22 protein-coding genes are annotated in these 23,636 nt (G+C 71.0%); 14 read left to right on the top strand and 8 right to left on the bottom strand.

Annotation, left to right across the window (positions count from 1 at the left end; genetic code table 11):
* The 6 genes from UWG_RS0114485 to UWG_RS0114510 all read left to right on the top strand — a co-directional run.
* Positions 1–324 (top strand): roadblock/LC7 domain-containing protein (locus UWG_RS0114485; protein ID WP_016907938.1); only part of this gene is annotated, 324 nt, incomplete at its 5' end.
* Entirely contained in the window at positions 321–689 is a 369-nt protein-coding gene (locus UWG_RS0114490) for a DUF742 domain-containing protein (protein ID WP_016907939.1), read from the top strand. The genes UWG_RS0114485 and UWG_RS0114490, both read left to right, overlap by 4 nt.
* On the top strand, positions 658–1,290 hold the full coding sequence (locus UWG_RS0114495; protein ID WP_016907940.1) for a GTP-binding protein: 633 nt from the start codon (positions 658–660) through the stop codon (positions 1,288–1,290). Before UWG_RS0114490 ends, UWG_RS0114495 begins: the two co-directional genes overlap by 32 nt.
* Positions 1,287–2,564, top strand: a complete 1,278-nt coding sequence (locus tag UWG_RS0114500) for a cytochrome P450 (protein WP_016907941.1) — start codon at positions 1,287–1,289, stop codon at positions 2,562–2,564. The genes UWG_RS0114495 and UWG_RS0114500 overlap by 4 nt, the downstream gene beginning before the upstream one ends.
* Complete coding sequence (locus UWG_RS0114505) at positions 2,561–3,838, top strand: cytochrome P450 family protein (RefSeq protein WP_237720091.1); 1,278 nt, start codon at positions 2,561–2,563, stop codon at positions 3,836–3,838. Before UWG_RS0114500 ends, UWG_RS0114505 begins: the two co-directional genes overlap by 4 nt.
* A gap of 538 nt (positions 3,839–4,376) precedes the next feature.
* Positions 4,377–5,276: a MerR family transcriptional regulator gene (locus tag UWG_RS0114510; protein ID WP_016907943.1), complete on the top strand. Its 900-nt coding sequence runs from the start codon at positions 4,377–4,379 to the stop codon at positions 5,274–5,276.
* 268 nt (positions 5,277–5,544) lie between these two features.
* Here UWG_RS0114510 and UWG_RS0114515 read toward each other — a convergent pair whose 3' ends face one another.
* The 4 genes from UWG_RS0114515 to UWG_RS0114530 form a co-directional block, all read right to left on the bottom strand.
* A complete protein-coding gene (locus tag UWG_RS0114515) occupies positions 5,545–7,752 on the bottom strand; it encodes a 3-hydroxyacyl-CoA dehydrogenase NAD-binding domain-containing protein (RefSeq protein WP_016907944.1) in 2,208 nt (735 codons plus the stop codon).
* A 34-nt stretch (positions 7,753–7,786) separates the two neighbouring features.
* The gene (locus UWG_RS0114520) at positions 7,787–9,001 is read right to left on the bottom strand and encodes an acetyl-CoA C-acetyltransferase (RefSeq protein ID WP_016907945.1); all 1,215 of its coding nucleotides are present in this window, start codon (positions 8,999–9,001) and stop codon (positions 7,787–7,789) included.
* A 67-nt stretch (positions 9,002–9,068) separates the two neighbouring features.
* Positions 9,069–10,211, bottom strand: coding sequence for an acyl-CoA dehydrogenase family protein (locus tag UWG_RS0114525; RefSeq protein ID WP_016907946.1), 1,143 nt, complete (start codon positions 10,209–10,211; stop codon positions 9,069–9,071).
* A 47-nt stretch (positions 10,212–10,258) separates the two neighbouring features.
* Positions 10,259–11,395, bottom strand: coding sequence for a CaiB/BaiF CoA transferase family protein (locus UWG_RS0114530; protein WP_016907947.1), 1,137 nt, complete (start codon positions 11,393–11,395; stop codon positions 10,259–10,261).
* Between the two features lie 491 nt (positions 11,396–11,886).
* On the opposite strand from UWG_RS0114530, the gene UWG_RS0114535 reads away from it, so the two are divergent.
* From UWG_RS0114535 to UWG_RS0114550, 4 genes are all read left to right on the top strand, one after another.
* Positions 11,887–12,783 carry an SIS domain-containing protein gene (locus UWG_RS0114535; protein ID WP_029391456.1) on the top strand — a complete coding sequence of 299 codons (897 nt, stop codon included), beginning with the start codon at positions 11,887–11,889 and terminating at the stop codon, positions 12,781–12,783.
* 85 nt (positions 12,784–12,868) lie between these two features.
* Positions 12,869–13,765 carry a class II fructose-bisphosphate aldolase gene (locus UWG_RS0114540; RefSeq protein ID WP_016907949.1) on the top strand — a complete coding sequence of 299 codons (897 nt, stop codon included), beginning with the start codon at positions 12,869–12,871 and terminating at the stop codon, positions 13,763–13,765.
* Complete coding sequence (locus UWG_RS0114545; RefSeq protein ID WP_016907950.1) at positions 13,762–14,571, top strand: DeoR/GlpR family DNA-binding transcription regulator; 810 nt, start codon at positions 13,762–13,764, stop codon at positions 14,569–14,571. Before UWG_RS0114540 ends, UWG_RS0114545 begins: the two co-directional genes overlap by 4 nt.
* A 459-nt stretch (positions 14,572–15,030) precedes the next feature.
* Entirely contained in the window at positions 15,031–16,365 is a 1,335-nt protein-coding gene (locus UWG_RS0114550; protein WP_016907951.1) for a CoA transferase, read from the top strand.
* A gap of 455 nt (positions 16,366–16,820) precedes the next feature.
* Here the strand turns inward: UWG_RS0114550 and UWG_RS30085 are convergent, their stop codons facing one another.
* The 3 genes from UWG_RS30085 to UWG_RS0114570 form a co-directional block, all read right to left on the bottom strand.
* Positions 16,821–17,612 (bottom strand): DUF1707 SHOCT-like domain-containing protein, encoded by a 792-nt coding sequence (locus UWG_RS30085; RefSeq protein WP_237720092.1) that lies wholly within the window; start codon positions 17,610–17,612, stop codon positions 16,821–16,823.
* Positions 17,613–17,694: 82 nt separating this feature from the next.
* Positions 17,695–18,063, bottom strand: a complete 369-nt coding sequence (locus UWG_RS0114565; RefSeq protein ID WP_016907954.1) for a hypothetical protein — start codon at positions 18,061–18,063, stop codon at positions 17,695–17,697.
* A gap of 25 nt (positions 18,064–18,088) precedes the next feature.
* Positions 18,089–18,643, bottom strand: coding sequence for a glycoside hydrolase family 25 protein (locus UWG_RS0114570; RefSeq protein WP_016907955.1), 555 nt, complete (start codon positions 18,641–18,643; stop codon positions 18,089–18,091).
* A gap of 204 nt (positions 18,644–18,847) precedes the next feature.
* On the opposite strand from UWG_RS0114570, the gene UWG_RS0114575 reads away from it, so the two are divergent.
* From UWG_RS0114575 to UWG_RS0114590, 4 genes are all read left to right on the top strand, one after another.
* Positions 18,848–19,615, top strand: a complete 768-nt coding sequence (locus tag UWG_RS0114575; RefSeq protein ID WP_016907956.1) for a hypothetical protein — start codon at positions 18,848–18,850, stop codon at positions 19,613–19,615.
* A gap of 145 nt (positions 19,616–19,760) precedes the next feature.
* Positions 19,761–20,186: an OsmC family protein gene (locus UWG_RS0114580; protein WP_016907957.1), complete on the top strand. Its 426-nt coding sequence runs from the start codon at positions 19,761–19,763 to the stop codon at positions 20,184–20,186.
* Positions 20,187–20,353: 167 nt separating this feature from the next.
* A complete protein-coding gene (locus tag UWG_RS0114585; protein WP_016907958.1) occupies positions 20,354–21,202 on the top strand; it encodes a polysaccharide deacetylase family protein in 849 nt (282 codons plus the stop codon).
* A 93-nt stretch (positions 21,203–21,295) separates the two neighbouring features.
* The gene (locus tag UWG_RS0114590; RefSeq protein WP_016907959.1) at positions 21,296–22,180 is read left to right on the top strand and encodes an Fpg/Nei family DNA glycosylase; all 885 of its coding nucleotides are present in this window, start codon (positions 21,296–21,298) and stop codon (positions 22,178–22,180) included.
* A gap of 106 nt (positions 22,181–22,286) precedes the next feature.
* Here the strand turns inward: UWG_RS0114590 and fabF are convergent, their stop codons facing one another.
* A complete protein-coding gene (gene fabF, locus UWG_RS0114595) occupies positions 22,287–23,504 on the bottom strand; it encodes a beta-ketoacyl-ACP synthase II (protein WP_016907960.1) in 1,218 nt (405 codons plus the stop codon).
* Between the last annotated feature and the right edge of the window lie 132 nt (positions 23,505–23,636).

A 23,636-nucleotide genomic window follows, 5' to 3' on the forward strand; every position in this document is an offset into this window, starting at 1 on the left:
CTGTGCCGCTCCCCCGAACTCGGCGTCGACAAGGCCGATCAGCTCGCGGCGATAGCGTCGGGCATCCAGAGTCTCTCGCTCGGCGCCTCGGTGGAGTTCGGCGAGGGCAAGCCAGGCGTGCGGCAGGCGATGGCGGAGTTCCACGGCGGCGTGCTCTTCGTCGTGGAGGCCGGTGACGGTGCCCATCTCGCCGTCGTCGCCGAGGAGGACGCGGACGTCGGGCTCGTGGGCCACAACATGAACGAACTCGTCGAGCAGCTCAGCGAGCACCTCACCTCGCCGGCGCGCGAGACGCCGGACGAGGAAGGCGGAGGCGGGTCGTGAGACGGCCCGGCAGGGACGACGACCCGGATCGGCTGTACACCGTCACGGGCGGTCGCAGCCGGTCCGGGAGCGACGCGTTCGACCTGGTGACCCTCGTCGTGAGCGAGAGCGATCCGGTCGGGGGGATGCAGTCCGAGTACGCCGAGATCCTTCGGATCTGCCGCTCTCCCACGGCAGTCGTGGAGGTCGCCGCACTCCTCGGGCTGCCGGTGAGCATCGTGCGCATCCTCCTCGCCGACCTGCACGCACAGGGGCGCATCACCGCCCGCCATCCGCGCACGGGCGAGAGCGCGGACGAACTCCCCGACCCCGAGATCCTGAAGCAGGTGCTCGTTGGACTCCGCAATCTCACACCCGAACGGTGAGACGGACGCCCGCCCACCGCTCGGCAGCAAGGCGGCGAACGGGCTGAAGGTCGTGGTCGTCGGCGGCTTCGGCGTCGGCAAGACGACCATGGTGAAGTCGGTGAGCGACATCCGTCCGCTCCACACCGAGGAGACGATGACCCGTGCCGGCGAGGGGATCGACGACCTGCGCCAGGTCGAGGAGAAGACGACGACCACCATCGCCTTCGACTTCGGACGGATCAGCCTCGACGCCACCACCGTCCTCTACCTCTTCGGCGCCCCGGGCCAGGAGCGTTTCTGGTTCCTCTGGGACAGCCTCTTCCGCGGCACCCTCGGCGCCGTCGTCCTCGTCGACACCCGGCGCCTCGCCGACTCCTGGTACGCGATCGACCGGCTGGAGCAGCAGGGCACCCCCTTCGTCGTGGCGCGCAACGACTTCGGCGGGCCGCGGCACTCGGAGACGCAGGTACGGGAAGCGCTCGACCTCTCGGACGACGTGCCCGTCGTCGAGTGCGACGCGCGGTCCCGCGGGTCCAGCCGGGACGTCCTCGTCGCCCTCGTCGACCACCTTTACACCCTCGCCTCGTCGGCGGCCGAAGCCAGGAGGAGCAGCACGTGAGCAACGCCCCCGCACACGGCGGACCGGAAGCGCCCGCCGGCTGCCCCGCGCACTCGGAGCCCGTCGAGCTCGGCGGTCCGCGCTTCCAGGAGGACGACCGCGCCGGGCTCTACCGCGAACTCCGGCGCGTGCACGGCCCGATCGCGCCCGTCGAACTCCCCGGCGGTGTCCCCGCCTGGCTCGTCCTCGGGTACCGCGAGCTCCACCGCATTACGGAGGACCCGGCGCTCTTCAGCCGGGACTCGGCGCTGTGGAACCAGTGGGACGGCATACCCGAGGACTGGCCGCTGCTGCCGATGGTGGGCAAGCAGGAGTCGATCCTCTACACCGTCGGAGAGCGCCACGCGCGTCGCGCGCGGCTGCTCGGCGAGGCGCTCGACGCCGTCGACCCGTTCGAACTGCGCAGCCACGCCGAGCGGTTCGCCGACCAGCTCATCGACCGTTTCTGCGGACGGGGCGAGGCGGACCTCGTCGAGGAGTACGCCAAGGTGCTGCCGGCGCTCGTCCTCGCCCGGCTCTACGGCTTCGAGGACACGGCCGGCTTCGAGCTCGTCCCGTCCGTCAACGCGCTCGTCGACGGCGACGCGGGCGCGCTCGAGGGGCGGGACCGGGTGCACGGTGCCGTGGCGCGTCTTCTTTCGGCCCGACGGGCCTCGCCGGGGGCCGACGTCTCCTCGCGCATGGTCGGGCATCCGCTGAGCGACGAGTTCTCCGAGGCCGAGGTCCTGGAGGACATGATGGTGAACATCGTCGCGGGCCACCAGCCGACCGCCGACTGGATGGGCAACTCGCTGCGGCTGATGCTCACCGACGAGCGGTTCGCCGCCTCGCTCGCCGGCGGCCGGCACAGCGTCGGCGAGGCGATGAACGAGGTCCTCTGGGAGGACACCCCGACCCAGAACATCGCGGGCCGCTGGGCGACGCGCGACACCAGCCTCGCCGAGCGCCGCATCCGCCGCGGCGACCTGCTGATCCTCTCCTTCGCCGCGGCCAACGGCGACCCCCAAGTGCGGCCCGACCAGCACGCGTTCACCGGTGGCAACAACGCCTACTTCTCGTTCGGCCACGGCGACCACCGGTGCCCCTACCCGGCACAGGACATCGCCGAGGGCATCGCGCGCACCGGTATCGAAGTGCTGCTCGACCGGCTGCCCGACGTCGATCTCGCCGTGGGGGCCGAGGAGTTGCAGTGGCGCTCGTCGCCGTGGCTGCGGGGCCTCGGCTCCCTTCCCGTCCAGTTCACGCCCACCACCGCAGTCGGAGGAACACCGTGACGCAATGCCCCGTGACCGGCGCCGGTCCGCAGCCGTCCGAGACCGTCGTGCTCGATCCGCTCGTCCAGGACCTCGCCGGCGAGGGGGCACGGCTGCGCGAGGCCGGCCCGGTCGCCCGGGTCGAGCTGCCCGGCGGCGTTCCCTGCTGGGCGGTGACGCACCACGCCGAGGCGCGCCAACTGCTCACGGACGCGCGGCTGGTGAAGGACATCAGCAAGTGGGGCGCGTGGCAGCGCGGCGAGATCCCGCCGTCCTGGCCGCTGATCGGGCTCGCAGCGCCCGGCCCGAGCATGCTCACCTACGACGGCGCCGAGCACCGCAGGCTGCGGACGCTCACCGCCCAGGCGCTGACGCCGCGGCGGGTGGAAGCGATGCGTCCGGTGATCGAGGAGATAACGCAGCGGCTCCTCGACGAACTCGCCGGGTCCGCCGGCGAGCGCGGGGCCGCCGACCTGAAGGCGACGTTCGCCTACGAGCTGCCGATGAGCGTCATCGCCGAACTCCTCGGTGTGGCCACCAACGACGAGCCGCGGCTGCGCCAGCTCTACGAGGGCTTCTTCAGCAGCGTCACACCGCCCGAAGAGGTGCAGCAGGTGATGACGGAGCTCGCCGAGTTCTTCACGGACGTACTCGAGGAGAAAAAGCGGAACCCGGGCGACGATCTCACCACCGCGCTGCTCCAGGCGGCCGAGGAGGGCGACACGCTCAGCGACGAGGAGGTCCTGGCGACGATCCAGGTGCTCGTCGCCGCCGGGCACGAGACGACGATCAGCCTCATCGTCAACGCGGTGGTGGCGCTCCTCACCCATCCCGAGCAGCTCTCCGCCGTGCTCGCGGGCGAGGTGAGCTGGGACTCGGTGATCGAGGAGGTGCTGCGCTGGGACGCGCCCACCACGCACGTGCTGATCAGGTTCGCCACCGAGGACGTCGAGATCGGCGACTCCGTGATCGGGGAGGGTGACGCGCTGATCGTCGCTTACGGTGCCATCGGTCGCGACGAGGCCCAACACGGCCCGGACGCGGCGGAGTTCGTGAGCACCCGAAGCCCCAACCGGCACATCTCGTTCGGGTACGGGCCGCACGTCTGCCCGGGCGCTCCGCTGTCGCGGCTGGAGGCGCGCGTGGCGCTGCCCGCGCTCTTCGCGCGCTTCCCCCGGATGGTGCTGGGTGTCTCCGCGTCCGAGCTGCGCAACAAGCCGGCCGTCACGCAGAACGAGTTGCAGGCCCTGCCCGTACTGCTGCACGGCGCGGAGGAAGGCCTCGCGCCGGCGTAAGCCCCGGGCCGGGGACGGCCGTCCGGGGTGACGGTCCGACGCAGCTCGGCCCGGGGCACGGCCCGACCGGGACAGCCGCCTCGCCCGGTCTCCCCCGTACGCCCCCTCGCCGGGGCGCCGCCGCTCCGCGGGGCGGTCCGGGTGGGGCCGCGGCGTACGCGACTGCTCGGGTGCCGCGTCGGCTGCTTGTGCTTCGATACGAGAGTGGGAGCCGTTGCGTGCGCACGTCGGACGCCGGTTCCGCTGCTGCCCGGGCGACGGGCGCCAAGAAGCCGGCGGCGCACGGGATTTCCGTTACTGCGCAAGTTTCACAGGACCGGTGCGACAGCAATACTGTTGAACAGGGTGCGGTGGCGCGCCGTACGGTCCGGGGAAGCGACCGCACGGCGGTGTTCCGGCCCGGCACGGCCGTCGTCGGCCTCCGACTGCGGGCACGGGCCGCGGCGAACAGGCCGGAGCGCTCCGGCAGTTCCGGGTCGGGACCGCGCGGGCGACGGAGCCACGGCACCGCACGGCAGCACGGAGAGGAGCACGGCAGATGGAGCGGCACGGCGGACGGGCGGCGCAGGTCTCCGAAGCACCCACACCCGAGACGGACGGGGGCACCCCTGCCGACGCCGCGGCGCCCACCTCATCCGCGCGGGAGGACCCGCCCTCCGCGCCGCTCACGCAGGACGTCCTCACCGTCGACCAACTCGCCGCGCGCGCGGGCGTCACGGTCCGCACCGTCCGCTTCTACAGCACCCGGGGACTGCTCCCTCCGCCCGCCATCGGGCCGCGTCGCGTGGGGCGTTACGGCCCCGACCACCTCGCGCGGCTGGCTCTCATCGAAGAGCTCCAGCATCAGGGGATGACCCTCGCCGCGATCGAGCGCTACCTCCAGCGGCTCCCCGACGACATCACGGCGCACGAGTTGGCGATCCACCGTGCAGTGGTCGCCTCCTGGCTCCCGGACACCGTCGACGAAGCGTCGCGCGAGGAGTTGGAGAGCCGCGTCGGAAGGAAGCTCACCGACGCGGACGTGGAGCGGCTCGCCGCCATGCGGGTACTGGAGCGGACGAGCGATCCCGACGTCTTCCTCGTCGATCCCGGACTCGTCCACCTCGGAGTGCGCATCCTCGACGTACCGATATCGACCGAGGCGATCGTCTCGGCGCGCGAGGTGATGCTGGAGCACAGCCGGTCGGCGGCGCGGGAGTTGAGCCGGCTCTTCAAGGACGAGGTCTGGGAGCCCTACCGCGACAGGCAGCCCGACGCGGAGGGCGTCGAGGAGATGAAGTACCTCTCGGCGCACATGCAGCCGATGGTCGTCCAAGCCCTGGTGACGACGTTCCAACGCTCCATGCAGGAGGAACTACGGGGCGCCTTTCCCGACGAACGGGCCCCGCGGACGAGCGGGGGCCGCGGTAGGGGCGGTGAGCGCGGCGACCCGGGGTGAGGCCAGGGGCGGTCGCGCTCTCCTGGCCCGAGGAGGTACCCGACGCCTGACGCGGCGCACTCGCCCGGGGACGGCGAGCCCGGAGCCTGCTGAACTCAGTGGGACGCACGTCGCCGAGGCAGGCGCCCGGAACCACCGGCCCACGACCGCACGTTGCTCTCGGCCACTCCCTCAGGACTGCCTCTGACGGCCGCTCCCTCCGATGCACAACGCCCGCTCGAGGAGCTGCGCACCGGCAGGGCACGACTGTGCACAGAACTCCGACCGCTCAGTCCGAGAAGCGCTCCCCCTTCTCGGCCTTCTGCACGAGCAGCTCCGGGACGGCGAACCGGTCACCGTACTGTTCCTGCAACTCGCGGGCTCTCGCGGCGAATCCGGGCAAGCCGCCCTCGTATCCGTTGATGTACTGGATGACCCCTCCGCTCCACGGCGGAAAGCCGATCCCCATGAGGGAACCGATGTTGGCATCGGCAACGGACGTGAGAACCCCCTCCTCGAAGAGGCGGACGGTGTCGAGCGCCTCGGAGAAGAGCATCCGCTCCTGCATGTCCACGAAGGGGAGCTCGGCCCGTTCGCCCGCCGCCGGTCCGAAGTGCTCGCGGAGACCGGGCCACAGACGCGTGCGCTTGCCGTTCTCGTCGTACTCGTAGAAGCCGGCGCCGGCGCTGCGACCGGTGCGACCGAACTCGTCGATCATGCGGTCGATGACGGCGTCAGCCGGGTGGTCGGGGAAGTCGACGCCTTCGGCACGGAGCGCCTCCTGCGTCTCCTTCCGGATCTTCCGCGGAAGGGTGAGCGTCAACTCGTCCATGAGGGAGAGCACCTTCGCCGGGTACCCGGCCTGGGCTGCCGCCTGCTCGACGGTGGCCGGCTCCACGCCTTCCGCGAGGAGCGCGACGCCTTCGTTGAGGAACTGCCCGATCACACGGGAGGTGAAGAACCCGCGCGAGTCCTGCACCACGATGGGCGTCTTCCTGATCTGGCGGACGAGGTCGAAGGCGCGGGCGAGCGCCTCGTCACCGGTCTGCCGCCCGCGGACGATCTCGACGAGCGGCATCTTGTCGACGGGCGAGAAGAAGTGCAGGCCGACGAAGTCGCTCTGCCTCTCGACCCCTTCGGCAAGCATGCTGATCGGCAGCGTCGAGGTGTTGGAGCAGAGCAGGGCGTCCGGCCCCACGACGTCCTCGATCTCCTGGAAGACCCGGTGCTTGAGCGAAGGGTCCTCGAAGACGGCCTCGATCACCGCGTCGCAGCCGGCCAGGTCCTTCGGGTCCGCGGTGGGGGTGATGCGGGCGAGCAGCTCGTCCCGCTTCGCCTCGGTGGTGCGGCCGCGGCTGAGCGCCTTCTCCAGCAGGCCGGCGGAGTACTCCTTGCCCTTCTCCGCCGCCTCCTGGGACACGTCCTTCAGCACCACCTCGATGCCGGCCTTGGCGCAGGCGTAGGCAATGCCCGCGCCCATCATGCCCGCACCGAGCACCGCCGCCTTGCTGACGGTGCGCTCTGCGATCCCTTCGGGGCGGCTCGCGCCGGAGTTGACGGCCTGGAGGTCGAAGAAGAACGCCTGCGTCATGTTCTTCGCGATCTGGCCGGTGACGAGCTCGGTGAAGTAGCGGCTCTCGATCACCTGGGCCGTCTCGAAGTCGACCTGCGAGCCCTCGATCGCCGCCGCCATGATGTTCCGCTGCGCCGGATAGGGCGCCCCGGCCGTCTGCTTGACGAGGTTCGCCGGGAAGGCGGGCAGATTGGCCGCGAACTTGGGCGACGCGGGCGTCCCCCCGGGGATGCGGTACCCCTCGACGTCCCACGGCTGCCGGGACTCGGGGTGTGCGTCGATGAAGGCCCGTGCCGCGGCGAGGAGTTCCTCCCGCGTGCCGACGACCTCGTGCACGAGGCCCTTCTCCTTGGCCTTCGCCGGAAAGTACTGCTGGCCTTGGAGCAGCACGTTGAGCAGCGCGTCGGCGACTCCGAGGAGGCGCACGGTGCGGACGACGCCGCCGCCCCCGGGAAGCAGCCCGAGACTCGACTCGGGACAGCCGATCTTGGAGCCCTTCGCGTCGAGCGCGATCCGGTGGTGGCACGCGAGGGCGATCTCCAGACCGCCGCCGAGCGCCGCACCGTTGATCGCGGCGACGACGGGAACGCCCAGTGTCTCGATCCGTCGCAGATCGCGCTTGATCTGCATGCCCGACTCGAACACCTGCTGGGCGTGCTCGGGTGTCGCCTGGATCAGGTCGTTGAGGTCTCCCCCTGCGAAGAAGGTCTTCTTCGCCGAGGTGAGGACGACCCCGCGGATCGTCTCCCGCTCCTCTTCCAGTCGGTCGGCGACGGCGCCGATCGAGGTGCGGAAGGCGGCGTTCATCGTGTTCGCCGACTGCTCGGGGTCGTCCAGGACGAGCGTCACGACGCCCGTGTCGTCCTGCTCCCAGCGGATGGTGGACGCCTCGCCCACGGCCGGGTTGGGTGTGCTGCTGCTCATGTTGGCGCTCCGGAGTGCGAGTTCGGGTCGGTGATCAGAGGCGCTCGATGACGGTGGCGACGCCCATGCCGCCGCCGACGCAGAGCGTGGCCAGGCCGAAGCGCTGGTCGCGGCGTTCGAGCTCGTCGATGAGGGTGCCGAGGATCATCGCGCCCGTGGCGCCCAACGGGTGACCGAGGGCGATGGCGCCGCCGTTGACGTTGACCTTCTCCAGCGGAAGGCCCATGTCCTTGACGAACCGCAGCACGACGGCGGCGAAAGCCTCGTTGATCTCGACGAGGTCGATGTCCTCGATCTCCAGGCCGGCCTTGCCGAGTGCCTTGCGGGAGGCCGGAGCGGGGCCCGTGAGCATGATCGTCGGATCGGACCCGGAGACGGCGACGGACCGGACACGGGCCCGCGGCGTGAGCCCGAACCGCTCGCCGACCTCCCGGTTCCCCACCGCGACCAGCGCCGAACCGTCCACGATCCCGGAGGAGTTCCCCGCGTGGTGGACGTGGTCGATCTCCTCGACCCAGTGGTACTTCTGGAGCGCCACCGCGTCGAAGCCGCCCATGTCCCCGATCCCGGCGAAGGACGGCTTGAGCGCGGCGAGGGAGTCGGCCGTCGTGCCGGGGCGGAGGTGCTCGTCCCGGTCGAGCACGGCGAGGCCGTTGCGGTCGCGGACCGGTACGACGGAGCGGTCGAACCGTCCCTCCTTCCACGCCTGCGCGGCCAACTCCTGGGAACGGGCGGCGTACTCGTCCACCGCGCGGCGGTCGAAGCCCTCGATGGTGGCGATGAGGTCGGCGCCGATGCCCTGCGGCACGAAACCCGTCTGGAAGCTCGTCATGGGGTCCATGTGCCAGGCCCCGCCGTCCGTCCCCATCGGGACGCGGGACATCGACTCGACGCCGCCGGCGAGGACCAGGTCCTCCCACCCGGAGGCGACCTTGGCAGCCGCGAGGTTGACCGCTTCGAGGCCGGAGGCACAGAAGCGGTTCTCCTGCACGCCGGCTACGGTCTCCGGGAGTCCGGCGGCGACCGCTGCTGTCCTGGCGATGTCGGAGCCCTGGTCGCCGACGGGGCTCACGACCCCGAGGACGAGGTCGTCGATGGCCGCCGGGTCGAGGTCGGGGAACCTTTCCCTGAGTGCGCGGATGAGGCCGGTGACGAGGTCGATCGGCTTGGTGCCGTGCAGCGCGCCGTTGGCCTTGCCGCGACCGCGCGGCGTGCGCACCGCGTCGTATACGAACGCTTCGGAGGTCACGTGGTGTCCTTTCGAGGGTGGAGCTGGTGTCGAGAGGGGATGTCGACGGGCGGCGTCCCGGGCGGGCCTATGTCAGGAGCGAGCGCCCGATGATCTCCTTCATGATCTCGGTTGTCCCTCCGTAGATGGTCTGGATACGACCGTCGACGAACGCTCTCGCCACCGGGTACTCCGCCATGTAGCCGTAACCGCCGTGGAGTTGCAGACAGCGGTCCGTCACCTTCTTCTGCAGTTCGGTCGCCCACCACTTGGCCATCGACGCGTGGACGGCGTCGAGTTCGCCCTTGTCGTGATCGACTATGCAGCGGTCGATGAACACCCTCGTGACCGCGCACTCGGTCGCCATCTCGGCTATCTCGAAGCGTATGTGTTGGAGCTTGGAGAGCGGCCTGCCGAACGCCTCGCGCTCCTTGACGTACTGCTGCGTCGTCTCCAGCAGATGCTCCGCCGCCGCCGCACCGGCCACCGCGATCCCTATGCGCTCCTGTGCGAGGTGCGTCATCAGGTGGATGAAGGCGCCGTTGACCTCGCCGAGCAGGTTCTCCTTCGGGACCTTGACGTCCTGGAAGAAGAGCTCGGCGGTGTCCTGGGCCTTCTGGCCGATCTTGTCGAGGTTGCGTCCGCGCTCGAAGCCCTCCATGCCACGTTCGACGACGAGCAGACTGAGGCCGTGCGCCCCGCCCTCGGGGGTCGTGCGGGCCACCACGATCACGAGGTCGGCGAGGATACCGTTGGAGATGAAGGTCTTGGAGCCGTTGAGCAGCCAGTGGTCGCCGCGGTCCTCGGCGGAGGTGCGGATTCCCTGGAGGTCGGAGCCGGCTCCGGGCTCGGTCATCGCGATGGCGGAGATCGTCTCGCCGCTGCAGAAGCCGGGCAGCCATCGCCGCTTCTGTTCCTCGGTGCCGAGGGTGGTCAGGTAGGGACCGACGATGTCGTTGTGGAGCGAGACGGCAAGGCCGGCGGCGCCGGAGCGGGCGAACTCCTCGCTGAGGACCGCGGCGTAGCGGAAGTCGGATTCGCCTCCGCCGCCGAACTCCTCCGGGACCGCGATACCGAGCAGGCCCTGCCGACCCGCGGCCCTCCAGACCTCCCTGGAGACCTGGCCGTCGCGCTCCCACTCGGCGTAGTGCGGTTCGACCTCCTTTTCCAAGAAGGTGCGCACGGTACGGCGGAACGCCTCGTGGTCCTCGGTGAAGAGCTGGCGCTGCATCTGCTTCCCCTCTCGGGGCTGGTTCGGCGGGACTCGCCGAAGGGCGGTCAGAGGGTCTCGTTGAGGAGCGCCGGGATCTGCCAGTCCGCGGCGACTTCTCCGGTGTGCTCGCCCGGCTCGGCCGGACGGCCGTCGGTCCCGGCCGGCGTCGCGCTGAATCGCGGGGCAGGCGCCGGCTGCACCATGCCGGCCCGTTCCACGAAGGTGCCACGGGCCTTCAGGTGCGGGTGCTCCGGCGCTTCGGTGAGGGAGAGAACCGGAGCGACGCACGCGTCGCTCGCCCCGAACACTTCGGTCCACTCCTCGCGAGTGCGCGCGGCGAACCGCTCCGCGATGGCCCGCTTCAACTCGCCCCAGCCGGCGAGGTCCTCGCGTGGAGGCACCTCGTGCTCCAGGTCGAGAAGGCGGACGAACTCGGCGTAGAACGCGGGCTCCAGAGCTCCGACCGCCATGTAGCCGCCGTCGGCTGTGCGGTAGGTGCCGTAGAACGGAGCGCCACCGTCGAGGAGGTTCGCCTCACGGCGGTCCTGCCATGCTCCGGACGCGAGCATGCCGTGCAGTATCGAGGTGAGGTGCGAGGCGCCGTCGACGATGGCTGCGTCGACCACCTGGCCCGGCCCGCCTCCTCCTTCCGCGTGGCGGAGCGCGGCGAGTACGCCGACGACCAGGTAGAGGGAGCCGCCGGCGAAGTCACCGAGCAGGTTGGCGGGGAAGGCGGGCGGGCCGTCCGCCGGTCCGCTGATGCCCAGCGCACCGGTGAGGGCGATGTATCCGATGTCGTGACCCGCACGCTCGGCCAACGGGCCGTCCTGCCCCCAACCTGTCATCCGGCCGTACACCAACAAGGGGTTGCGCCCCATGCACACCTCGGGGCCCACGCCCAGCCGTTCGGCCACGCCGGGGCGGTACCCCTCGATGAGGACGTGCGCGCGATCGACCAGCTGCAGGGCTGCTTCCCGGCCTTCGGCTGTCTTGAGGTCGACGACGACGGAGCGCTTGCCGCGGTTGGTGATGTCGTGCGGCGGGTCGATCGTGAGGGCGCCGCCACCGGGGCGGTCGATGCGCACGACGTCCGCACCGAGGTCGGCGAGGAGCATGGCCGCGAAGGGGCCCGGGCCGATACCCGCCAGCTCCACGACGCGGACACCGGCGAGCGGGCCGCCGCCCTGCTGTGCTTCTGCCATCGCCTCTCCAACTTCGCGTGCTGACGGGCCTCTTCGACCGTTACCCCTGCACTCGGCCCGGACGTGGGACGCCGAAGAGCAAGGGTGTGACACAACTGATGTAACACCGGGAATGCTAGGAACAGCGGTCCGGTTTCACAAGACCTTGCGAGCGTCGCCGCCGTACCGCTCACGCCGACGCGACCAAGAGCACCGCATCCGACCGGCGGCTGCAACCGGCGTCGCTGAAGCCGTAATCGCACTTGTCCCGCGGAAAACTGGGACTAGGTCAGTTCTCAAGGCCCGCCACGCGCCGATCCGTTCACCCGTTCGTGGTGTGGACCGGGATTCGAAGATCTGCGTAGAGTTGCTCTCGGCAACGCAGAATCACGCAACTTCACGCAGAGACCAGCCTTCGCTCCGGCAGCGCAAGTCCCCGACGAGGCGCCGCCCTTCGAGCGCACCGCACTCGAACCGACCACCCGGCCGACCGATCAGAAAAGGTGCAGCAGATGCCCGAAACGGCGTACATGCAAAGCGAGTTGACGAGTCAGCCGGCGCTGTGGCGCCGTGCCGTCGAACTCGCAAGCAAGACAGAGTCTCTCCCGCGCAGTGGTGAGCGGGTGGCCGTCGTCGGGTGCGGCACTTCCTGGTTCATGGCGCAGTCGTACGCCGCTCTCCGGGAACGCTCCGGGCAGGGCCTCACAGACGCGTTCGCGGCGTCCGAAGCGCTGCTCTCCCCTCCCCGCGGCTACGACTCCGTCCTCGCCCTCACGCGTTCCGGCACGACGACCGAGGTGCTCCGCCTCCTGGCCGAGCTCGAAGGCAGCACGCGCACGGTGACACTCGTCGGCGACACCCACTCCCCCGCCGTCGAGCACTCCGACACCGTCGTCCCCCTGCCCTTCGCCGACGAACGCTCCGTCGTCCAGACACGGTTCGCGACGACGGCGCTCGCCCTCCTCAGAGCACACCTCGGCGAGGACCTCACCGGTGCGATATCCGACGCGGAAGCCGCGCTCGAGGCATCGGTGGAGAGGCGATGGGTCGAGGCCGAGCAGTTCACCTTCCTCGGCACCGGCTGGACGGTCGGCCTCGCACATGAGGCGGCACTCAAGATGCGTGAGGCGTCGCAGAGTTGGACGGAGTCGTACCCCGCCATGGAGTACCGCCACGGCCCCGTTTCCATAGCGGCACCGGGCCGTGTCACTTGGACGTTCGGCGCGCCTCCGTCCGGGCTGGCCACCGAAGTGGCCCAGACCGGGGCGGAGTTCGTCGCGCACGAGAGGGACCCGCTCGCCGAGCTCGTCCTGGTCCAGCGGATCGCACTGGAGCGTGCCCGTGCCCGGGGTCTCGACCCGGACCTGCCTCGCAACCTCACCCGCTCCGTCCGGCTCGAAGAAGGCTGAGCCTCTACCGGGCGGGGCTCTCACCCCGGACCACCGCTGCACACCGCGCCCGAACGTCCGCCCTCACCACGGGAAGCCGAGAACCATGCCGCTCGTCACCACCGCCTCCATCGTCGACGCCGCCCGCACGGCGAACGCCGGCGCCCTCGCCTTCAACGTCCTCCATCTGGAGACGGCGGAAGCGCTGGTCACCGCCGCCGAACGCAGCGAGCTTCCCGTGATCTTGCAGATCAGCGAGAACTGCGCGCGGTACCACGGCAGTCTGCGCCCTCTCACCCTCGCCTGCCTCGCGCTCGCGGAGGAGTCGACGGCTCGGGTGTCCGTCCATCTCGACCACCTCACGGACCCCGAACTGCTGCGGCAGGGCGTGGCGGCCGGAGCGGTCTCGGCGATGGTCGACGCCTCGGCCCTGCCGTACGCGGAGAACGTTGCGCAGACGGCCGAGCTCACTCGGTGGTGTCACTCGCGAGGCGTGCACGTCGAGGCCGAACTCGGGGAGGTGGGTGGCAAGGACGGTGTACACGCCCCCGGGGCGCGCACAGAGCCGACAGAGGCGCACGCCTTCGTCGAGGCCACTGGTGTGGACGCGCTCGCCGTAGCGGTCGGCTCCTCGCACGCGATGCTGGAGCGCACCGCCGTCCTCGACAGAGCGCTGATACAGCGCCTTCGGGGCGAGTTGGACGTCCCGCTGGTCCTCCACGGGTCGTCGGGGGTTTCGGACGAAGAACTCCGTGCAGCGATAGCCGCCGGTCTAACCAAGATCAACATATCGACCCACCTGGTCTCCGTCTTCACCCGCTCGGTACGCGACACACTCACCGCCTCGCCCGAGCTCGTCGACTCGCGAAAGTACGTCGCACCCGCACGCGCCGCAGTGGCCGACGAGGCCGAGCGCCTGCTCCGCCTCCTCGGCGCGCCCCAGTCCGTCTCCGACGAAACAGAGACACACGAGAGGAGGGCGACCGAAGGCGGCGCGAAGTGAAGCGCCACGAACGACTCAACACTCTGCTCGACATCCTGGGCGAGAAGGGCGGTCTGGAGGTGGAGGAGGCCGCAGGGATTCTCGGTGTCTCGGCCGCCACGGCCCGGAGGGACATGGACGCCCTCGCCGAGCAGCAACTGCTCATCCGCACGAGAGGCGGTGCCGTACCCGGTCACGTCAACTACGACCTGCCGGTCCGGTACCGGCAGGGGGCCCGAGCAGAGGGACGCGCCGCAGTGGCGCGTGCTGCGGCCGGCATGGTCTCTTCCGGCTCGGTCGTCGGCCTCAGCGGCGGTACCACGACGACGGAGGTCGCGCGAGCGCTCGCCCGTCGCCCCGAGTTCGGCGAGACAGGAACGGAACCGAGCCTCACCGTCGTCACCAACGCCCTGAACATCGCCAACGAGTTGGCCATACGTCCGCAGATCAAGACCGTCGTCACCGGAGGGGTTGCCCATGCCCGTTCCTTCGAGCTCTCCGGCACCTTCGCCGAGGCGGTTCTCGGCCGGCTGCACCTGGACATCGCGTTCATCGGCGTCAACGGCATCACCCCCACCGAAGGCGCAACCGTGCACAACGAAGAGGAGGCATCCGTCAATGCGCTCATGGCCCGCCGCGCACAACGGGCCTTCGTCGTGGCGGACGCCTCCAAGATCGGCACACGGTGCTTCGCACGGATCGGCGGCAGCGAACTCTTCGACGGGTTCCTCACCGACTCGTCGTCCCCTTCCGAGGCCGTCGCGGAGTTCGACCGCTCATCGTTGGCGGTCACGGTCTGCGGCGCCGAGAAGGAGGCCGACGCCTGACCGAAGAGCACCGGCGACGGAGCGCGGTATCGCCACCACCTGTCCCCGTCCTGCCCCGTCGTGTCGAGGCCCGGCAGCATCGTCTCTGCGAGGCGTGACGATTCGGCGATACGGTTCCCGAACTCCTGGAGCGCGGGAAGGCGGGCATCCCCCAGTGCGCTCCCGAACCCACGTAGCTCTCGACGCCTCGTACTTTCGCAAGCTGACTCTGCCCGGACCGACCGCAAACCGGGCATCACGCACCGGTTCTCGGACCGTGTTCCCGCCCGAACAGGGAAAGGCATCAGGAGACCGGCCATGCACCCGCACTCGAACTCTCGCAGTCCCACCCACGCTGCGACGACGGCCAACCTCCCGGTAGGCGCCGGACAAGCGTGGTCCGCGCTCGGAGGACGCCCGGACCTGCTTCCGCGCCTAGCACACTGTCGGCGCTCCGGCCTGCTGCCCTCCGTACTACCGGTGCAGGAGCTGGCTACCGGCTCCGTCGCCGCATGTTCCCTGGCGGCGGCCGAGTTCACGGACGTGCGCTCGCCCGGGTCCCGCGCTTCCTGCGCGACGGTGGACGACGCGGCAGTGGCGTCCGCGTTCGCGAGCGACAGGCACCTCCGTGTCGACGGCCGCGCGGTGACGGCCTTCGCCGCCCTGTCGCGGTTCTGGCCGACGGCTGACGGTTGGGTCCGGACTCACGCCAACTACCCGCACCACCGGACACGTCTGCTCCAGGCACTCGAGCTCGCGCCCGAGTCGCCTCTCGGGACGAGAGCCGAGGAGCAGGCCGTGGTCGAGCGGCTCGGTGCCGAGATCGCCCGGCGGACGGCGGCGGAAGTCGAGGAGACGGTCTGCGCCGGTGGCGGCCTCGCCTTCGCTCTGCGCTCGCCGGGGGCGTGGTCGCAGCATCCGCAGCGGATCGCCGAGTCGGCTCGCCCGCTGGTGCGCACCGCCCGCCTCGACGAAGAGCCGCCGCCGGCGCTCGGCCGGGCCGTGGCTGCCGGCCCCCTCGACGGTCTGCGGGTCCTCGACCTCACCCGCGTCGTCGCCGGTCCCGTCGCCACCCGGACACTCGGCGCGCTCGGCGCCGACGTCCTCCGACTCGACCCGCCGCACCTGCCCGAACTCCCGGACACCTGGGCGGACACGGGTTTCGGCAAGCGCTCCGCAACCTTGGATCTCGCCGGAAGGGAAGGCCGAAGCGCTCTGGAGCGCCTGCTCGCCGAGGCGCACGTCGTGCTGACCGCTTACCGTCCCGGAGCCCTCGACCGCTTCGGGTTGGCGCCGGAAGCCCTCGCCACGCGCAGGCCGGGAGTGCTCGTCGGCCGGCTCTGCGCGTGGGGCGAGTCGGGCCCATGGCGACACAGGCGCGGTTTCGACAGCCTCGTCCAGACAGCGACGGGTATCGCTTCCCTCGAGGCCACCCCCGAGGGCACCCCTGGCGCCCTGCCGGTGCAGGCGCTCGACCACGCCACCGGCTATCTCCTGGCGGCAGCCGTCCTGCGCGCACTCACCGACCAACGCACCGGCCTGCCCGGCTCCAGAGTCATCGACCTGTCACTCGCCCGCACTGCCGCCTGGCTCACCGACGAACTACCCCACGAGGCACGGCCGATCGACGGCCCCGACGACGAGTCCGCTCCGGTCATCCGCGAAACGGACAGTCCGCTCGGCCGCCTCCGCTACGTGCCTCCACCGGTCGCCCAGCACCGTCCGGGCCCGCAGTGCCCCGAACCCACCACGGACTGGCCCCAGCCTCCTTCCCTCTTCGGGACCGACCCCTGCGAATGGAGGAGCCTCGCCTAGAACTTGTCCGCCCGACCATTGACGGCATCGTGTGCTGGTCGTTGAGGTTCCCGGGCAGGGAGGACGGACGCCGAGCCGGTCGTCCCCACTACGTAGTGCGGGGGTTGGCCGCTGGTGGGCACACAGGCAGGCGATCGACCCTCGGGGAGTATCCGAACGGACATCAGCGGTAGCCGCTGAGGTGGCACGCTCGTCGCCGAGCGGGCTCGGTCTCCGTACGCGGACAGGGAACTTCACCGTTCTGAAGGGCGGCGAAGTCGGTGTGTGCTGCTTCGACGGCTTCGGGGTAGGCCTCGCGTTTGGCGTGCTCGGCGAGTGCCGGGCAGACGCTGAGCACCGAGGGATCCCGTTCCTTGCGCTTGCCGGTCGGGATGGCCGGGTCGGGCTCGATCCGCTCGACGGACTCTCCGTTCGCCCTCCTCCGCGGCGCAGGCGTCGTGCCAGCCGTCGTGGTCTCAGGAGGTGACCTGCGAGGCGGTTGCGGCGATTTCACCGACGTCCGAGCCGGCCAAGCCGAGGTTATGCCCCGTACTGCTTTTCGTCTCCCGGCAGTTGGCTCCCCGTTCCTTTCTCCCATGAGGTCCTGCTCCCTCCGCCTCCCCGTCGCCGGGTCGCACCGGCTTCCGCTCCACGCCGACGCCTCCCCACACCGCGAGCCCGGTGACGACTATCCGCGGCGCCCCGGGCTCGCCCGGGCCCACGGCGCCGGCGTCGAAGCCGCCCATGACACCGACACCCGTGACGTCCACCTCGACGTCCGGGCCGACCGTGACCTGGATGCCGCCGCAGAAGGCGAAGCAGCGGATCTTGACGTCACTGCCCTCGAACCGCGCCTCACGCAGGTCGAGTTGGCCGCCGCCCAGCAGCGCGACGCCGGTGAAGAGCCGGGGCACCGTCCAGGCCCGCCGGCGCACGAAGCCACCGAAGAAGCCGAGCCCCCATCGGGAACTCGGCTCGCCACCTATCCGGCTCGCCCAGCGCCGGCGCGTATCCGCGCTCTTCGGAATGCCGCTCGCCTCGTGTGCGTCCGTGGGAACGACCTCGCGCCCCGCGCGTGCGACCCCCGCGGGGAGGTCGCGGACGAGCCGTTCGAGTTCCCGGTCGGTGCGAGCGCCGTAGGCGCTGTCGAGACGCTCCTCGAACTCCTCCATGGTCAGGCGCCCTTCGGCCAGCGCCTGCCGGAGTACTTCCGCGGCCTCTTCCCGCTCGGTGTCCGAGGCCCGCATGCCGGGCGTCTCCTCTGTCATGCACTCAGCCTACGTGCGAAGCCCGCCCCCTACACGGCATCACGGCGACGCCAACGCGGCCGCGAGACACACGAGTTGGACTTCACCCCCGCAACAGCCACTCACCGCCGAGGACGAGCAGGAATCCGAGCCCGAGCACACCCGTCGCCACCCGCGTCCTGCCGCGCCTGCTGAGTCCGATCGCGGCCCCGGAGAGTATGAGCGCGATGCCGTAGAAACCGACGGTCAGCACGGAGGGCGCGCTCCCCAGCCGGACGACGAGCGCGACCGCGACCGCGAGCATGACCACCGCGGAGAGGAGTATCCGTACGCGGCGCGCCTGCCGCGGGGTCAGTCGGCGCGGCGGGGCTTCGGAGGCCGGCGCGTCGCCGTCCGGCTCGTCGAGGGGTTCGACGTCGTCGCTCGGCGTCGCTGGTCCGTCCGTGGGAGCTGTCGAGTTGGGTTCGGGCATGCCCGGGAGCGTATCTGCCCGGCGGTCACTCTGCGCTGCCGCCCGCCCACTTACGGAGGGACGAACGGCTCTCGAAATGCGCGAGGTTGGTGTCGAGGGGCTTGTCCGTGTACTGGTGGAAACGCCAGGGGTGTTCGATCCCCGGCTTCCCCGGCTTGCCGTTGTAGTGCGCGATCCAGAGGCCGTCACCGGCGAAGGACGTGGTGTCGCGGTTGAGCCAGAAGTCGGTGTTGCAGTACAGGAGCACCTTGTGGTCGGGACGCTTCTTCTGCACGTACTTGATCCACTTGTCCTTGCTCGCGTTGCTGACGCCGGAGTCCTCCCAGTCGAGGACGAGCATGTCCCCGGCGACGAGGTTGATCTTCGAGAGGAAGTAGTCGGCCTGCTCGGTGACGTTCCCCGCGCGACCGAAGTGGTAGAAGCCCGTGACGAGCCCCGCGTCCCTCGCCGTCTTGCGCTGGTCGACCCATTTCGGGTTGGTGTAGCTGCGACCCTCCGTGATCTTGATGAAGACGAAGTCCATGCCCTCGGTGTCGTACTTCTCCGACTGGTACGAGGAGACGTCGATCCCCTTGATCATGTGATGGCCCCTTCCGTAGCCATGTGCGTCCTGCCCCCGTCGGATACCCGCCGCGGAGGGCTCCGTACCGCCTGCCGGAACCGAACATCGGGTCCAGGAACCGCCGTTCGACCCCGGAACCGGAAGCCGCGCGACAGCCGCCTCGCGCTGCCCGGCACAATCGACCATCGAACACGGAACCGCCGAGTCACCTCAGGGAGCACCATGGCACGCCGGGACTTCACGATAGAGATCGACGGCGCGACCGCGGCGCACGCCGACGCCTGGACGGACGGCGCCCGTTTCATGGTCCTGCCGGCGGGCGAGCACCGCGCGGAACACACCTCGGCACGTATCCGCCTGCACTTCCCCGACGGCGACTCGGCCGCCGCGCCCCGCAGCGAGTCCGCGTCCGAGGCACCCGCCTCGGAGGTGACCGTGGCCGAAGTCGAGGACCGCATGCGGAGGTTGAGCGAGAGCAGCACCCTCCCTCCGCACCTGGAGTTCGACGCCCCCGACGGCTCCCCTCTCTGCTCCGTCCGCCCCGAGCAGCCCCCCGCCGACCGGGCGCCCGAGCACTTCACCGTTCTGGAGCCGGACGGCACCGTGCTGTGCACGCTCAGCCGCCACGGACCGCGCCGCCCGCACCGTCCGTACTGGCGCATCGCCTTCCCCGACGGACGTCCCGCGCTCACCGGTCACAAGGGGACCCTCCCCGGCTGGTGCGCGTTCGCGCTGCTCTCCCCGTTCTGGCTGCTTCTCTTCCTGCTGTCGCTCCTCGTGGGCCTGTTGACGTTCGACGACAGTCTCGGGATCAGCGTCTGGGGCACGCCGAGCCGAACCGTCTGGCGCAGCCGCGACGGCGCGGCACGCCGCCCCGCGCTCATCTACCGCTACCAGCAGACGAGTTACCGCTGGGACGACGACCGCCTGGATCATCGCGTCGCCTACGCACAGGCCGCCGTCCACCATCTCGCCGCCCTGCGCGGCTGAAAGCCCTGCGCAGCACGGCGGCTCGGCGTGCCGTGGTGACGCGAGGCGGTACGGTCGGCAGTCGGGCGGTCGAAGCGCCGCCCGGCGGTACCAAGTCCGCATATCCACGCGCCCGGACTGCGCGGGCGAGAGAAAGGTGTCCACCATGGCGACGACGCGCAACGCGCACACCGTCTGGACCGGCAACCTGACGGAGGGTTCCGGTGTCGTCTCGCTCGACTCCTCAGGTCTCGGCGAGTACCAGGTCTCCTGGCCCTCGCGTGCCGAGGAGCCGAACGGCAAGACGAGCCCCGAGGAGATGATCGCGGCGGCGCACTCCTCCTGCTTCTCCATGGCGCTCTCCAACGGCCTCAACAGCGCGGGCACCCCGCCCACGAAGCTGACCACGCACGCGGCGGTGACCCTCAAGCCGGGCACCGGCATCACCGGTATCCACCTCTCCGTCGAGGGCGAGGTGCCGGGGATCGACGAGGACGCCTTCCTTCGGGCGGCCGAGGAGGCGAAGGCGAACTGCCCGGTGAGCCAGGCGCTGGCGGGGACGACGATCACGCACACGGCGAAGCTCGCCTGAGTCGGCCGGCTCGACCGAGCCGCGGGGGCGTCCGGTTTCCGGGCGCCCCCGCGGCGTGCGGGCGACCGGCCGGGTGTACTTCGCGCAGGCGCCGGGCGCGCCGCCGACGCCCGCCTCGTGGGGCGTGGCAGCACAGAGACATGACGTCTGATAAGCATACAAGTCCGGTGGACCGGCGGCGTCTGGTGCGAAGCGTGCTCGGCATCGGCCTCGGCGCCGCGGCCCTCGGCAGCACGGTCGGACGCGCGGTCCTCGGCTCCGACGAGACATCGACGCAGGGCGGTCCAGCCGCCCCCGACGCGGCCAGGGCCCCCGCCGATCCGAAGGCCCCGAGCACCGCGTCGCCCGACGGCGGTCAGTCGCCGTACCGACTGCGCCCCATCGAGGGCGAGACCTCGCGCGGCGCGCCCACCGTCCACCCCCAGGTACGCACGCACGCGCAGTACTCGCTCTCGGCCAAGGGCCGCCGGGTGGCGCTCACCTTCGACGACGGGCCCGACCCGCGGTACACCCCGCAGATCCTGGAGACGCTCCGCCGCCACGGGACGAGGGCGGTCTTCTTCGTGATCGGAGAGACCGCCGAGCAGTTCCCCGACGTGCTCCGCTCGGTCGCCCGCGAGGGCCACCTCGTCGCCAACCACACCTGGAACCACCGGCAGCTCACCGCGATCCCGGTCGCCGAGGCCCGCCGCGAGCTGGAACGCACGAGCGAGCTGATCGCGCGGACGGTCGGCACCCCGCCCACCTGGGCGCGGGCACCGTACGGCGACTGGAACGGGCCGACGCTGCGGATCTGCGCCGAGCTCGGCATGGAGCCGCTCGGCTGGTCCCTCGACACCCAGGACTGGTCGATGCCGGGGAGCGAGCAGATCATCAACTCCGTGATGAAGGATGTCGCCCCTGGAACGATCGTTCTCCAACACGACGGCGGCGGCGACCGTTCCCAGAGCGCAGCCGCGCTCTCCGCCTACCTGCCGCAGCTCCTCGCCGCCGGATACACGCCGGCTCTCCCCTGACGGCCATGCGACGCGGCGCGCAGGCAACCGGCTCACCGGGCGCCACGGCCGTACGCTCGGTACACCTCCGCACCCTCGCACCCGGAGCGTGACATGCCCGAACTGCCCGAAATCGAGGCCCTGCGAGGCTTTCTGGAGGGAAGAGCGACGGGGCACACCGTGGAGCGCGTGCTGCCCGTGGCAGTGAGCGTGCTCAAGACGTACGACCCGCCGCCGAGCGCCCTGCGCGGTCGCGTCGTCGAGGGTGCGGCGCGGCACGGCAAGTTCCTCGATCTGAGGATGCGGCAGCCGGGCGGGGGCGAGGAGTTGCACCTCGTCGTGCACCTCGCGCGCGCCGGGTGGCTCCGGTGGCGCGAGACGCTGCCCGAGGCGCCGCCGCGTCCCGGCAAGGGGCCGTTGGCGCTGCGCGTACAGCTCGACGGGGAGGGACGCCCCGGCTTCGACATCACGGAGGCCGGGACGCAGAAGCGGCTGGCCGTCCATGTCGTCGGGGACCCGGCCGAGGTCCCCGGTGTCGCACGGCTCGGCCCCGATCCGCTCGCGCCCGACTTCGCGCGGGAGGACTTCGCGGCGCTGCTGCGCGGCCAACGCCACCGGATCAAGGGCCTCTTGCGCGACCAGTCCTTCCTCGCCGGCATCGGGAACGCGTATTCGGACGAGATCCTGCACGCGGCGAAGACGTCCCCCTTCAAGCTCGCCTCGCAGCTCACGGAGGAGGAGGTCGGCCGGCTCCACGACGCGACGCAGGAGATCCTGCGGGAGGCCGTGGAGCGCGCCCGTGCACTCCCCGCCGACGAGCTCAAGGCAGGCAAGCGCATGGGGATGCGGGTGCACGGCCGCACCGGCGAGCAATGCCCGGTCTGCGGTGACACGATCCGCGAGGTGTCGTTCGCCGACTCCTCGCTCCAGTACTGCCCGACGTGCCAGACCGGCGGTAAGCCGCTCGCCGACCGGCGGATGTCGAGGCTCCTCAAGTGAGACCCGGGCGACGGCCGTTGCAGGGCACGCGGACGCGCACACGAGCCCGCCCGGTGACGCGGTCCCACCGTGCGACGCCGCGTCACCGGGCCGACCAGCGTGGGTCTCACACCTCTCGGAAGACCGCCACGACGTTCTGGCCTCCGAAGCCGAACGCGTTGACCACGCCCGTGCGGACGTGTGCCTTGCGCGCGGTGTTGGGGACGTAGTCGAGGTCGCACTCGGGGTCGGGGGTGCCGAGGTTGACCGTGGGCGGCACCACGCCGTCGCGGATGGCGAGCGCCGTGACCATCGAGGAGAGGGCGCCCGCAGCGCCGATCATGTGGCCGACCATCGACTTCGGCGCGCTGACGAGGAGACCGTCGGCCGCCTCGCCGTAGACCGCGCGGATCGCGCGCGTCTCCAGGCGGTCGTTGATCCGGGTGGCCGTGCCGTGCGCGCAGATGTAGTCGACCTCGGAGGGGACGACGTGCGCGTTGGCGAGGGCTCTTCGCATCGCCGCCTCGGCGAAGGTGCCCTGCGGGTCCGGGGCGCTGACGTGGAAGGCGTCGGAGGTGAGGGCGCCGCCCGCGACTTCCATGTAGGGGGCGGCACCGCGGGCCTCCGCGTGCTCGGCCGACTCCACGACGAGGACGACGGCGCCCTCGCCGAAGACGAAGCCGTCGCGCTCGGCGTCGAAGGGCTTGCTGGCGTGCTCGGGATCGTCGTTGTTGGCGGAGAGGGCGCCCATGTTGCTGAGCCCGGCGAACATCACCCGGGTGAGGGCGGAGTCGGTGCCGCCCGCTATTACGACGTCGGCCTCTCCCGCGAGGATCGTGCGCCGCGCCTCCAGCAGGGCGTGGACGCCGCTGGCGCAGGCGAGCGCCGAGGCGTTGACGGGGCCGTGCACGCCGAGGTCGATGGCGACCTCGCACGCCGGCATGTTGGGGATCACCGAGGAGACGAAGTACGGGCTCACCCGGCGGGGTTCGGTGTGCATGGTGTCCGTCGCGGCCTCGATGCCGGGGAAGCCGGCGACGGCGTTGTTGATCTGCACGCCGATCCGGCCCTCGGGGTCCTCCACGTCCGTGAGCCCCGCGTCCTGTGCGGCCTCGCGGGCCGCGGCCACCGCGTACTGCGAGAAGCGCTCGGAGCGGCGCACCCGCTTGCGGTCGAGGTAGGCGGCGGGGTCGAAGTCCTTCACCTCGGCCGCGATGCGGGTGGGCAGCCCCGTCGGGTCGAACCGCGTGATCCGGGCGACGCCGGAGCGGCCCTCGCGGAGCGCCTCCCAGCTGCTCTCCCGGTCGTTTCCGACCGGCGTCACGGCGCCGATCCCGGTCACCACTGCTTGTCGGGACACTTGCTGCTTTCTCCTTGTGGTTCCGGCACTCGGCGGTGCCGTGGGTGGGACGGTCCGGCGGGCTTCAGCCGGACGGCACCGGCTCGGCGGCGGCGAGCCGGTGTGCTGCGCGCAGCG

Origin of the sequence: Streptomyces xiaopingdaonensis (genome assembly GCF_000262345.1) — a bacterium.
GTDB classification, from domain to species: domain Bacteria; phylum Actinomycetota; class Actinomycetes; order Streptomycetales; family Streptomycetaceae; genus Streptomyces; species Streptomyces xiaopingdaonensis.